The following is a 12,587-nucleotide window of genomic DNA, read 5'->3' as shown; positions in this document are numbered from 1 at the left end:
TGCCGCCGATCAATTAACTGACGCCAATCTTGTGCCACACTGTCAGCAGTGATATCAAAGAGCCATGCTTTTTGACTGCAGAGAGCACATCACAATAACAAGGGAGAGCACCATGCAAGGCATGATCATCAGCAATCCGCGGCTGGAATTCCTGCGCCCGGTGCTGGAACGCTGGTTTGACTGTATCGACCGCTACAACGCCGTGCGCGGCGACAACGACACCCCCTACTGGCACGACGAAAAAGCCAACCTCGGCCTGCTGTCCGCCGCTGCCTGGATGGCCGAATTGGTGACATTGCGCGACACCGCCACCCGCAAACAAAATGAAGAAGGCGAGCGCAATGCCCGCGCCGACCTGTTTATTGCCGGTGCCGAAGATCGCGCCTTCATTCAGGCGACCCAACGCTGGCCGCGCGTCACCAGCCTGAATCTGACGCAGGCCTTGGTGGATATCACCAGCGACGCCAAGCGCATCAGCTACGCCAGCGACCTGAAACTCGGCTGCCTGTTCGTCGCTCCACAAAAGGCCCAGCACAGCGCCAGCCCGGAAGAGTTGCAGGACATGGTCGACGACCTGCAGAAGGAACACACCTGCGCCGTCGCCTGGTACTTTCCCTACGCCTACCGCAAATTGCGCAGCGAAGCCGGCAACTATCACCCCGGTATCGCCGTGCTGTTCAAGGAGGCCCGCGGCTGAGGGTTGAACCATCGGGCTTGCGCGCTTCTCTATGATTAAGAATGCACTCATAGGGAAGATCAGCAATGCGCAAGCCCCAGCTCGTTTTCGTCATCGTGCTCGCCGGAGGGCTCGCCGCCTGTGGTGAATCCTCCAGCCTGCAAGTCTCCGACGGCACCGGCCCGTCACCCAAGTTGCCCGAACCGAACAAGACCCTGATCCCGACGGTGAATATCGCCCCGGCCATCGGCTGGCCGGCCGGCGCCAAACCAACGGCAGCGGCAGGTACTCAAGTGGCAGCCTTCGCGGAGAACCTCGATCACCCACGCTGGCTGTATGTACTGCCCAACGGTGACGTGCTGGTGGCGGAAACCAACGCCCCGCCCAAACCTGAGGACGGCAAGGGCATTCGCGGCTGGGTGATGAAGAAAGTCATGGGCCGTGCCGGTGCCGGCGTACCGAGCCCGAACCGCATCACCCTGCTGCGCGATGCCGATCATGACGGCGTGGCCGAGACCCGCACGGTGTTCCTGCAGAACCTCAATTCGCCGTTCGGCATGACCCTGGTCGGTAACGATCTGTACGTCGCCGATACCGATCGCCTGCTGCGCTTCAACTACGAACCCGGCGCGACCGAAATCAAGAGCCAGCCGATCAAGGTCGTCGATCTGCCGGGCGGGACGCTCAACCATCATTGGACCAAGAACGTCATCGCCAGCAAGGACGGCAGCAAGCTGTACGTCACCGTCGGCTCGAACAGCAACGTCGGCGAAAACGGCCTCGATCAGGAAGAAGGTCGCGCGGCGATCTGGGAAGTGGACCGCGCCACCGGCAATCACCGGATCTTCGCCTCGGGCATCCGCAACCCCAACGGTCTGGCCTGGGAGCCGCAATCTGGCGCGCTATGGACAGCCGTGAACGAGCGCGACGAAATCGGCAGCGATCTGGTGCCGGACTACATCACCTCGGTCAAGGACGGTGGCTTCTATGGCTGGCCGTTCAGCTATTACGGCCAGCACATCGACGTGCGCGTGGAACCACAGCGCCCGGACATGGTGGCCAAGGCCATCGCCCCCGACTACGCCGTCGGCCCGCACACCGCGTCACTGGGCCTGACCTTCGCCGAAGGCAATCGCCTGCCGGCGCAGTTCAAGGAAGGCGCATTCATCGGTCAGCACGGCTCATGGAACCGCAAGCCGCACAGTGGCTATAAGGTGATCTTCGTACCGTTCGCCGCTGGCAAGCCAAGCGGAAAGCCAGTGGATGTGCTGACCGGTTTTCTCGACAAGGACGAGAACGCTTTGGGTCGCCCGGTTGGCGTGGTGATCGACCAGCAAGGAGGGTTGCTGGTGGCGGATGACGTGGGTAACAAGGTGTGGCGGGTGTCAGCGACCCGCTAATGTATTGCAGGCATTAAAAAACCCGTGGGAGCCCTTCAGCTCCCACGGGTTTTTATGTATCCGGATTACGGGTTATGCGCCAGATGCTCTGGCTGCAGAACACGCTTGGCGCTCAGATAGGCTTTCTGCCAATACGCTTTCGACAGGCTATCCAGCTTCACCGTGCCGCCAGTGGCCGGCGCATGAACGAAGCGCCCTTCCCCGACGTAGATCCCCGCATGACTGACCTGAGAGCCGCCATTGGTGGCGAAGAAGATCAGGTCGCCGGTTTGCAGCCCTTCCTTGCCGACATTCGGCGCCTGCATGACGATCATCTCGCGGGTCGAGCGCGGCAGGCTGATACCGGCGGCATCACGGTAGACAAAACCGATCAAACCACTGCAATCGAAGCCCGAATCCGGTGTATTGCCGCCCCAGCGATAAGGCGTGCCCACCAGCCCGAGCGCGCGGAACAGCACGTCTTCGGCAGCGGGTGAAAAGGCCTGGGAGGATCCGAACACGATCGGAGCGCGAACCACCGGCGCAGGCGGCGGAGTGCGGCTGGCGCAAGCGCTGAGCAGCGCTGCGAAAAACATCAGGGCAAAGCGGGCCGACATCGTCATAAGCAGAACATCCTGATCTGGCTGCGGCTTTTACTGCCGATTCGACAGAAAACAAAACCGCCTGCGTTGGGACGCAGGCGGTTTGCCATCAATATAGATCAGGATTCTAGCGGCTACGCGGCAAACTTCAAGTAAGACTTTAACTTCACCTTGTAAAGTTTAAGTCTATTGCCCCTGAAGGACCGCTTGTCGCCACGAGCGTGGCGACAAAGGCGTGATTACTTGCGAGCGGTAACCACGGTTGGAGCGTTCGCCAAAGCACGTTTGGCTTCGATGAAGGTCTTGCTCCAGTAGCTGTCGCCCAGGCTGTCGATGCGAACACCGCCGCTGCGACGAGAGCTGGAATGGATGAACTGGTTGTCGCCCAGGTAGATCCCGGCGTGGCTCACACGACCGCGACGACCATTGGTGGCGAAGAACAGCAGGTCGCCCGGCTCGAGGTTGCTGCGCGAAACCAGCGGCGCATCAACGTTGATCATTTCGCGGGTGGAGCGCGGCAGGTTCATGCCGGCTTCTTCGCGGAACAGGTAGCCGATGAAACCGCTGCAATCGAAACCGGCTTCAGAGGTACCGCCGAAACGGTAACGGGTACCGATCAGGGACATGCCGCGTTCGAGGATGCTGTCGGCCAGAACCGGAAGCTGGTAAGGCTTCTTGCCGTTGAAGTCGGCGAGTTCTTTTTCGGTGTCCAGCTCTTCCTGGTAAATAACGGAAGACTGGGCGGTGGCAGAATTTTTAGCCTGTTGTTGCTGCTCTTGATTAACAGGTGAATGAGCAGCGCAACCGAACAACAGGGTGACGAGTGCGAGAGGCACGAGGGGTGCGAAGCGCTTTAGCATGGGCACGACCGTGGCTGATAGTTGTAAAGAAGCCGAGACTATGCCCGCTATCAGCCTCATTTGCAAATTCAATCGATCTTTTTGTGACTTCTCGGTTTCTCGTTAACATCTAAGCGCTTAAGCCTATTTGAATCGAGACGCAGCCTGTGCAACCCACAGGAAAGCGGGTTTTCTGGCGCCTGAAATATGCCGAAACCGGCTGAAAGCCCCGGTTTTACCAGCCCAGGGTTTCTTTCAGGAAGGGAATGGTCAGCTTGCGCTGAGCCTGCAAAGAGGCCTGATCAAGCTGCTCCAGCAGATCGAAAAGCGCGCTCATGCTGCGGGTACCGCGAGTCAAAATAAAATGCCCGACTTCATCGGTCAGGTGCAGACCACGGCGGGATGCGCGCAATTGCAGGGCACGCAACTTGTCTTCATCGGAGAGAGGACGCATCTGGAAGATCAACGCCAGGGTCAGGCGCGATTTCAGGTCGGCGAGTTTGATCGGCAGTTCACGCGGCGAGGTCGAGGCAGCGATCAGCAGACGCCGGCCGCTGTCACGCAGACGGTTGAACAGATGAAACATCGCCTCTTCCCAGTCCGCCTTGCCGGCAATCACCTGCAAGTCGTCCAGACAGACCAGTTCGTACTGTTCGAGGTTGTCGAGAATTTCGATGCCGCGATCCATCAACTCGGCCAGCGGCAGGTACACCGCCGGTTCCCCCATCTGTTCGAAGCGCAGGCACGCGGCCTGCAACAGATGCGTACGCCCTACCCCGTGCTTGCCCCACAGATAGATCAGGCTTTCGGTCCAGCCAGCGTCGGCTTCGCATAGACGCTCGACATAGCCGAGTGCAGCGGCATTGGCGCCTGGGTAGTAGTTGATGAAGGTGGCGTCGTCACGCAGACGCACACCTAGGGGCAGCTGAATCGGTTTCATGCTGACTGAACAGTTCCCAAGGAACCGTTAGTGGCCTCTGTGTAAAGTGAGCGAAGTTTATACCCGTGAAGCGGAGCGCACAATGCGACAGACCCCAAGCAAAATCAAAGGTTTGCGTTAACGTGCTGGTTTTATGACAGTTTCTTTGGCGCCATGGCCTGCATGAGACGGGCCAACCCGGCAATCCACCGGGCAGCCCGCGTGCCCCGATTACAACTCCGGCTCATCCACCCCGCTATAGATGTCGGAATCCTTGTACAGATCGTGGACGTGTCGCACCAGCACCATGATCACCGCCGCCACCGGCAATGCCAGCAGCACACCGGTGAAGCCGAACAACTCGCCACCGGCCAGAATCGCGAAGATCACCGCCACCGGGTGCAGACCGATCCGGTCCCCCACCAGCAAGGGCGTCAGCACCATACCCTCCAGTGCCTGACCGACCATGAACACCGCCACGATTCCGATCATCGGATACAGATCACCACCAAACTGGAACAACCCGGCAATCAGCGCCGCACCGATGCCGATCACGAACCCCATGTACGGCACAATCGCCGCCAGCCCCGCGATCAGACCGATCAACAGACCCAGCTCCAGCCCGACAATCATCAGACCGGCCGCATAGATCACGCCCAGCGCCAGCATCACCAGCAACTGCCCGCGCACGAACGCGCCCAGCACTTCATGGCACTCACCCGCCAGCGCCACCACGCGCTCTTCGCGATCACGGGGCAACAGGCCACGGATCTTGGCCATCATCACGTCCCAGTCGCGCAGCAGATAAAAGCTCACCACCGGGATCAGCACCAGATTCGCCAGCCAGCCGATCAGCGCCAGACTCGAGGCCGTTGCCTGACTCAGCACTACGCCAACGATATCGGTGGTCTGGCCCATGTGTTCGCTGATCGCTGCCTTGACCTTGTCGAACTTCCAGAAGCCGTCCGACAGCCCCAGTTTCGATTGTGCCCATGGCACAGCGGTGTGCTGCAACCAGTCGAGCATCTGCGGCGCCAGTTCGTACAGCCGCAGCAATTGCTTGGCAAGCATCGGCACCAGCACCAGCAACAACGCGGTGACGATCAGGGTAAACAAGGCGAACACCGCGATCACACCCCAGGTGCGCGACAGCCCCAGACGCTCCAGACGATCGACAAGCGGATCGAACAGGTAGGCGAGCAGCAGCGCCACCAGGAACGGCGTGAGAATCGGATGCAGCAACCAGACAAACGCGCAAAGCAGGAGCACCCCACCGAGCCAGAACCAACGCCGCGTATCGCCCATGTGACACTCCATTGCTTATATATAAGAAAGAAAACCTACCAGCGGAACCGCAACGACGGCGCAGCTGGTGTCGGTGTCGGCGCAGCGACTGGCGGCGCACCGGCGACCGCAGGTTGCGGCGCAGCCACCGGAGCGGGCGCCTCGGCCGGCAGTTCCTGCAACTTCGCCAGCGACAACTGCGCTCGCAGCTGATCGGCACTGCCGTTGACCCGATACAGGATGCGATCGGCATCGACACTCTGCAGACGCACGCCAAACGGTTCGAGTAACCGCAGCAGCGTCGCGTAGTGCTCCAGATTCATGCCCTGCACTTCCAGGGTCTGCTGGCCGGACGTGCCCGGTTTGGCCACAAAGCGTGGCGCCAGCCGTTCAGTCACCGCCAGCATCACTGCATCCGCCACTGCGGCCTGATCCGCGCCCTGCACGTTGCCCGCCTCTTTTTTATCGCCAAGCCACAATTGCCATTTGGCCTGCCATTGCCCGCCGTCTTCGCGGGCATGCACGGCGAGCAAGGCGTCTGCGTTGTAGCGTTCGGAAGCGTTGCGCAAAGGGGCCGGGTCAGCACCTTCAAGCGCGGGTGCCGTGGCGACCAATTGCTCGCTCAAGTCCGCCAGCGGCAGGCGCAACGGCAACCCACGGTGCTGGGCGGCGCGACGCAAAGGTGCGGCACTGGCCTGACCGTCGCCCACCAGGCTCGAGCCCTCGGTCGAATCGTTCAGCCACCAGCTCAGGATCGAGGGCCGGTTGGCCCCCCACAGCGCCAGCCCCGCGCGGCGCAACGCCTGCTCGGTGGTTCCCGGATCGAAATCGACTTTCAGCACTTCCGGCGGCCCGGCATCGAAACCGAACTGGCTGATGATCTGCTGCGGATCCTTGCGAACCGGCGCCAGCCCCGGATTCTGCGGGGCTTTCGGGTCGCCGGTCAGGCGCAGCACCAGCGTATCCAGCGCGGCCTGGGTGGCGCGATCCCGCTCCTCTGGCGACTGGCCAGTGACCGGTTCGCGCACCTGATAAAGACTTTTGAGATTTTCGGCCTGGCTCGCCAGGCTGATCAGAGACAAGCCACCCACTAACAGCAATTTACAAAAACGCATGGAGAATTCCCGTCGACAAGAGCGGCTGGAACAGGCCGCGTGAACCGTTCTGCAAGCCTGTGACCACAGGCCGTCGCAAAACATTCACACGCGGTCGGTAAGTTTTTGCACAGTCCTAACGATAGACGGTTCCTTATACAGGCACCCGTGATGTCGCCCACAGCGTCAATTGCAAAATTTTTCCACCGATATGCCCCTGCCCGTCGGCGTGAGGATGGCCGCTGCCCCTCAAGCCTGATAAAATCGCGCGCCTTCGCAGACCGGCAACAGCCGGGCACCCCGAACTTCGCGTGAGGCAATCGCCCCTGTCGGATTCGGCGTTCCCGCTGAACTCGGTCGTTACCCCTGAATCCCCTCCCCTAAAGGCCTGGATCATGAGCAAGCAACCCTCCCTGAGCTACAAGGACGCCGGTGTAGACATCGACGCCGGTGAAGCATTGGTCGAACGCATCAAGAGCGTCGCCAAGCGCACTGCGCGCCCGGAAGTCATGGGCGGCCTGGGCGGTTTCGGCGCCCTCTGCGAGATCCCGGCCGGTTACAAACAGCCGGTGCTGGTTTCCGGTACTGACGGCGTCGGCACCAAGCTGCGCCTGGCGCTGAACCTGAACAAGCACGACAGCATCGGCCAGGACCTGGTCGCCATGTGCGTCAACGATCTGGTGGTATGTGGCGCAGAGCCGCTGTTCTTCCTCGACTACTACGCCACCGGCAAGCTGAACGTCGACGTAGCGGCCACCGTGGTCACCGGCATCGGTGCAGGCTGCGAACTGGCTGGCTGCTCGCTGGTCGGCGGCGAAACCGCTGAAATGCCTGGCATGTACGAAGGCGAAGACTACGACCTGGCCGGTTTCTGCGTCGGCGTCGTGGAAAAAGCCGAAATCATCGACGGCTCGAAAGTCGCCACCGGTGACGCCCTGATCGCCCTGCCATCGTCCGGCCCGCACTCCAACGGCTACTCGCTGATCCGCAAGATCATCGAAGTGTCCGGTGCCGACATCGAAACCGTTCAGCTCGACGGCAAGCCGCTGACCGAACTGCTGATGGCCCCGACCCGCATCTACGTGAAGCCGCTGCTCAAGCTGATCAAGGACACCGGCGCCGTCAAGGCCATGGCCCACATCACCGGTGGCGGCCTGCTGGACAACATCCCGCGCGTTCTGCCAAAAGGCGCTCAGGCCGTGGTTGACGTGGCCAGCTGGAACCGCCCGGCCGTCTTCGACTGGCTGCAAGAGAAAGGCAACGTCGACGAAACCGAAATGCACCGCGTGCTGAACTGCGGCGTGGGCATGGTGATCTGCGTGGCTCAGGAACACGTTGAAGTTGCCCTCAACACCCTGCGTGACGCCGGCGAGCAGCCTTGGGTCATCGGTCAGATCGCTGTCGCTGCCGAAGGCGCGGCTCAGGTCGAACTGAAGAACCTCAAGGCTCACTGATGCCAAACACCTGTGATGTCGTGGTGCTGCTGTCCGGCACCGGCAGTAACTTGCAGGCCCTGATCGACAGCACGCGGACCGGCGACAGCCCGGTCCGCATCGCTGCGGTGATTTCCAACCGCGCCGACGCCTACGGCCTGCAACGCGCCAGTGACGCGGGTATCGCCACCCGCTCGCTGGATCACAAGGGATTCGAGGGCCGCGAGGCCTTCGATACCGCCCTGATCGAACTGATCGACGAATTCAACCCCAAACTCGTGGTACTGGCCGGCTTCATGCGCATTCTCAGCGCTGACTTCGTCCGTCACTACCAGGGTCGCCTGCTCAACATCCACCCGTCGCTGCTACCCAAATACAAAGGGTTACACACTCATCAGCGCGCGCTGGAAGCCGGCGACGCCGAACACGGCTGCTCCGTGCACTTCGTCACCGGGGAACTCGATGGCGGACCACTGGTCGTACAGGCAGTAATACCGGTAGAGTTGCACGATTCGCCGCAAAGTCTGGCGCAACGGGTTCACGTTCAGGAACACCTGATCTACCCGATGGCCGTACGCTGGTTCGCCGAAGGACGGCTGAGCCTCGGCGAGCAAGGTGCTTTACTGGATGGCCAGTTACTCGGGGCCAGCGGTCACTTGATTCGAAACTAGGAGATTTTATGCGTCGCGCCCTGCTCTTCGCTTGCGCTCTGCTCGCCCTGCCTTTCGCCCAGGCGGCAGACCTTCAACCGTTCTCCGCCAGCTACACCGCCGACTGGAAGCAACTGCCCATGAGCGGCACCGCTTCGCGCAGCCTGACCAAGGAAGCCAACGGCGTCTGGAAGCTCAGCTTCAAGGCGTCGATGATGATTGCCAGCCTGTCCGAGGAAAGCACCCTGACCCTGGACAAGGACACCCTGCTGCCACAGTCCTACCACTTCGAACGCGGTGGTCTGGGCAAGGCGAAAAAGGCTGACCTGGACTTCGACTGGGCCAACAAGCTGGTGACCGGCACCGACCGCGGCGACGCGGTGAAAATCCCGCTCAACCGCGGCATGGTCGACAAATCCACCTATCAACTGGCGCTGCAGCATGACGTGGCTGCCGGCAAGAAAAGCATGAGCTATCAGGTGGTCGATGATGGCGAAGTCGATACCTACGACTTCCGCGTGCTGGGTTCGGAAAAAGTCGAAACCAAGGCCGGCCAGATCGATGCGATCAAGGTCGAGCGCGTCCGCGATCCAACACAAAGCAAGCGCATCACCGTCCTGTGGTTCGCCAAGGACTGGGATTACCTGCTGGTTCGCCTGCAACAGGTCGAAACCGACGGCAAGGAGTACAACATCATGCTCCTCGACGGCACGGTCAACGGCAAAACTGTCAAAGGCAGCTGATCCGACGCAACATCAAAAAGCCCCGCAAACGCGGGGCTTTTTTTCGCCTGTCGAACGCTGATCAAACCGAGAACTTGGCGACCATGCTGTTCAGATCCACCGCCAGCCGCGACAGCTCCTGACTCGCCGCACTGGTCTGATTGGCCCCCGCCGAAGTCTGCATCGCCAGATCACGGATGTTCATCAGGTTGCGGTCCACTTCCCGCGCCACGGCCGCCTGCTCTTCCGACGCGCTGGCGATCACCAGATTGCGCTCGTTGATCAAGGTAAACGCCGAAGCGATTTCCTCCAGCGCTACGCCAGCGGCCTTCGCCAGCTCCAGCGTCGAACGCGCCCGGACGTTGCTCTGCTGCATCGAGCTGACTGCCGAATCGGTGCCCTGCTGGATGCCGCCAATCATCTGCTCGATCTCCTGCGTCGACTGCTGAGTGCGATGGGCCAGCGCCCGCACTTCGTCCGCCACCACCGCAAAACCCCGTCCGGCATCCCCCGCCCGCGCAGCCTCTATCGCCGCGTTCAGCGCCAGCAGATTGGTCTGTTCGGCAATCGAGCGGATCACATCCAGCACCTTGCTGATGCTGTAGACCTTCTGCGCCAGATCCTCCACCTGCGTGGCATTGGCGGTGACATCGTCCGCCAGCAACTCGATGGACGAGACGGTCTGCTGAACCTGCTCGCGACCATGCTGGGCAATGCGATCAGACTCACGGGAAGCTTCGGAAGTCGCGACGGCATTGCTCGCCACCTCTTCCACGGCAGCGGTCATCTGATTGACCGCCGTGGCCGCCTGCTCAATTTCCAGACTCTGCTGGTGCAGACCCCGCGTCGCGTCTTCGGTGACGCAACTCAACTCCTCCGATGCCGAAGCCAGTTGACTGGAGGACTCCGAGATTCGGCGGATGGTGTCGCGCAGGTTGTGCTGCATGCTCTTGAGCGCGTGCAGCAGCCGCGCTGGCTCGTCCTTGCCGGAAATGCTGATGTCCCCGGTCAGATCGCCGCCGGCCACCACTTCCGCGACATTGAGCGATTGCGACAGCGGCAGCACGATGCTGCGGGTCAGCAACAACGCCAAAGCGATGGTGATCAGCGCGGTGATGCCGATCATCACCCCGACCCAGACCCGGGAATTGGTGAACACCAGCCGTGCGGCCTCAGTGGCGAGGTTGGCGTTGTGCTTGTTCAGCTCGACCAGTTCACGCAGGGTCACTGCAATATCATCCGCCAGCGGGCTCATTTGTCCGTTGAGAATGGCGGCCGCCTCTTCCACTCGTCCCTGAGCAGACAAAGTCATCACCTGCGCCTGAAGCTCCAGATATTTGTGTTCAGCGACCTTGAAGCGGTCGAACAGCGCGCGCTCTTCGGGCAGCACGATCAGGATGTCGTAACGTTGCTGGGCCTCGCTCAGCACACCGCGCAAATCATTGAGCTTGGCCACATTCTGATCCAGCGCCTGCGGATCTCGATTGAGCAACAGACGCATGGTCAGCGCGCGCAGGCGCAACATGTCCTGGCTCATCTCGCCCACCGCCATCACGCTGGGCAACCAGTTATTGTCGACCTCGTCGGACTGCGCGCGCATGTTCGACATCTGCAGCAGGGCAAACGCCCCAAGGGCAAACACCATCAGCGCCAGCACGCCAAAACCCAGCCCGGCCCGGGGCGCAATATTGAGACTACGGATACTCATTGCTCTGGTTCCTTCCAAAAGCGCTGCATCAACCCTGCAGCTGGTTGCTCTAGAAGGTATCGGCCCTTTGGAAAAATGCGTAAGACCAAAACGTGATATCAAATAGCCTTGATACTTCGAACCCTCGGCATTAACGATTCAGCGCGGGTTTGCCGGACTTGAGCGCTGTTCGCGGCAAGATCGCCAGGAAGTTGTCCCGTGCGACTTTTTTCGCGACGGCCTCGGGAAAGGCGTCGAGAAACGGCTTGAATCCGTGAATTTCCTTACCGAGTTTGTTGAATCGTCCGACCACGTCCGAACCGATCATGAAGCGATCCGGATAGCGCTCCACCAGTTGCACCCACTCGGCTCGCGGCTGGCCCTTTTCGTCCATCAGATAAGGCGTCAGCAGGCTCCACGACAGATCAATGAACAGGTTCGGGTACGCCTACAGCATTCGCGTCAGTGTCGGCAGCAGAAAATCCAGCTGCGTCTGATGACGATGGATTTCGGCACTGGTGCCGGCATGGGCCCAGATGAACCGGGTGTGCGGATGATTGCGCAGCGGCTCTTCGATTTCCTTCAGATACAGCGGATTCTTCTCACGTTTGGAGGTGATGTTGGAATGCAGCATCACCGGCAGATCGTTTTCGGCAGCCAGGTGATAGATACGGGTCATGGCTTCGTTGTTGGCGCGTGGCGTGTCACCGGAGGTCAGCGCGGTCAAGTCGTCGTGACGGGTAAAGACTTCGCCGATGCCCTGCCACAAGCCGGGATACAGATCGAGCATGCGCTGGATGTGCGCGGCAGAGTTCTTGTCGTTGGGGTTGAAGCCTGAAAGAAACGGGTGAAAGTACTGGCGTTGCTCCGGCGTCAGTTTCTGCACCGCGTCGGCGACGATCACGTCAGTCGCGCTGTACCAATAGGCATCGGCGTCATCGCCGGCGTAGTAGCGCGGACGCTTCGGCTCGTCTTCGTGCCACTTCTTCGCCACGGGAATGCCGGAAATCATCACGTGCTCGATGGAGTTTTCCTTCATGGCCGTCAGCAATTTCGGCATGCCGGCGGTTTCCTGGAAAAAATCTACGTAATGCAGGTGCGCGTCACTGTAGGTGTAATCCCGGGCACTGGCGGCGCCGGTAAAAACCATCAGGCAGGCAAGGCTCAAACGAAACACGGACACAAGCATTCTCCGGCAGACAGGCATAGCCTAGACCCTCGCCGGGCAACGAGGGTTCACCCGGCAAGAAAGTGGAACGCGCCTGTGTGGGAATGCTCTATACCTGCAAGGTCTTTTTTGAT

Annotated in this window: 11 protein-coding genes and 1 pseudogene; 5 read left to right on the top strand and 7 right to left on the bottom strand. The window is 60.7% G+C overall.

Annotation, left to right across the window (positions count from 1 at the left end; translation table 11 throughout):
• The first annotated feature begins 112 nt into the window (after window positions 1–112).
• Together QR290_RS09695 and QR290_RS09690 are read left to right on the top strand one after the other, a co-directional pair.
• Window positions 113–697 (top strand): hypothetical protein, encoded by a 585-nt coding sequence (locus QR290_RS09695; protein WP_115077050.1) that lies wholly within the window; start codon window positions 113–115, stop codon window positions 695–697.
• Window positions 698–762: 65 nt separating this feature from the next.
• A complete protein-coding gene (locus tag QR290_RS09690) occupies window positions 763–2,076 on the top strand; it encodes a PQQ-dependent sugar dehydrogenase (protein WP_289204788.1) in 1,314 nt (437 codons plus the stop codon).
• Window positions 2,077–2,141: 65 nt separating this feature from the next.
• Here the strand turns inward: QR290_RS09690 and QR290_RS09685 are convergent, their stop codons facing one another.
• The 5 genes from QR290_RS09685 to QR290_RS09665 form a co-directional block, all read right to left on the bottom strand.
• Window positions 2,142–2,678 carry a C40 family peptidase gene (locus tag QR290_RS09685; protein WP_011333136.1) on the bottom strand — a complete coding sequence of 179 codons (537 nt, stop codon included), beginning with the start codon at window positions 2,676–2,678 and terminating at the stop codon, window positions 2,142–2,144.
• 218 nt (window positions 2,679–2,896) lie between these two features.
• A complete protein-coding gene (locus QR290_RS09680; RefSeq protein WP_007950397.1) occupies window positions 2,897–3,517 on the bottom strand; it encodes a C40 family peptidase in 621 nt (206 codons plus the stop codon).
• Between the two features lie 214 nt (window positions 3,518–3,731).
• Window positions 3,732–4,436 carry a DnaA regulatory inactivator Hda gene (gene hda / locus QR290_RS09675; protein WP_007950396.1) on the bottom strand — a complete coding sequence of 235 codons (705 nt, stop codon included), beginning with the start codon at window positions 4,434–4,436 and terminating at the stop codon, window positions 3,732–3,734.
• 210 nt (window positions 4,437–4,646) lie between these two features.
• Window positions 4,647–5,720, bottom strand: a complete 1,074-nt coding sequence (locus QR290_RS09670; RefSeq protein ID WP_115077048.1) for an AI-2E family transporter — start codon at window positions 5,718–5,720, stop codon at window positions 4,647–4,649.
• A gap of 35 nt (window positions 5,721–5,755) precedes the next feature.
• Window positions 5,756–6,814 (bottom strand): DUF2066 domain-containing protein, encoded by a 1,059-nt coding sequence (locus QR290_RS09665; RefSeq protein ID WP_115077047.1) that lies wholly within the window; start codon window positions 6,812–6,814, stop codon window positions 5,756–5,758.
• A 374-nt stretch (window positions 6,815–7,188) separates the two neighbouring features.
• Here QR290_RS09665 and purM point away from each other — a divergent pair, with 374 nt between their 5' ends.
• From purM to QR290_RS09650, 3 genes are read left to right on the top strand one after another with little or no spacing between them, the layout of a single operon-like run.
• The gene (gene purM / locus QR290_RS09660; protein WP_007950393.1) at window positions 7,189–8,247 is read left to right on the top strand and encodes a phosphoribosylformylglycinamidine cyclo-ligase; all 1,059 of its coding nucleotides are present in this window, start codon (window positions 7,189–7,191) and stop codon (window positions 8,245–8,247) included.
• Window positions 8,247–8,897, top strand: coding sequence for a phosphoribosylglycinamide formyltransferase (gene purN / locus QR290_RS09655; protein WP_289204787.1), 651 nt, complete (start codon window positions 8,247–8,249; stop codon window positions 8,895–8,897). Before purM ends, purN begins: the two co-directional genes overlap by 1 nt.
• An 8-nt stretch (window positions 8,898–8,905) precedes the next feature.
• Window positions 8,906–9,619 carry a DUF3108 domain-containing protein gene (locus QR290_RS09650; protein ID WP_085699349.1) on the top strand — a complete coding sequence of 238 codons (714 nt, stop codon included), beginning with the start codon at window positions 8,906–8,908 and terminating at the stop codon, window positions 9,617–9,619.
• 61 nt (window positions 9,620–9,680) lie between these two features.
• Here the strand turns inward: QR290_RS09650 and QR290_RS09645 are convergent, their stop codons facing one another.
• Both QR290_RS09645 and QR290_RS09640 read right to left on the bottom strand, forming a co-directional pair.
• Window positions 9,681–11,306 carry a methyl-accepting chemotaxis protein gene (locus QR290_RS09645; protein WP_289204786.1) on the bottom strand — a complete coding sequence of 542 codons (1,626 nt, stop codon included), beginning with the start codon at window positions 11,304–11,306 and terminating at the stop codon, window positions 9,681–9,683.
• A 130-nt stretch (window positions 11,307–11,436) separates the two neighbouring features.
• Window positions 11,437–12,492: pseudogene (locus tag QR290_RS09640) on the bottom strand (amidohydrolase family protein).
• Between the last annotated feature and the right edge of the window lie 95 nt (window positions 12,493–12,587).

Origin of the sequence: Pseudomonas fluorescens, from assembly GCF_030344995.1 — a bacterium.
Lineage (GTDB): Bacteria > Pseudomonadota > Gammaproteobacteria > Pseudomonadales > Pseudomonadaceae > Aquipseudomonas > Aquipseudomonas fluorescens_BF.
This window is presented reverse-complemented; position numbering and strand designations above follow the sequence as displayed.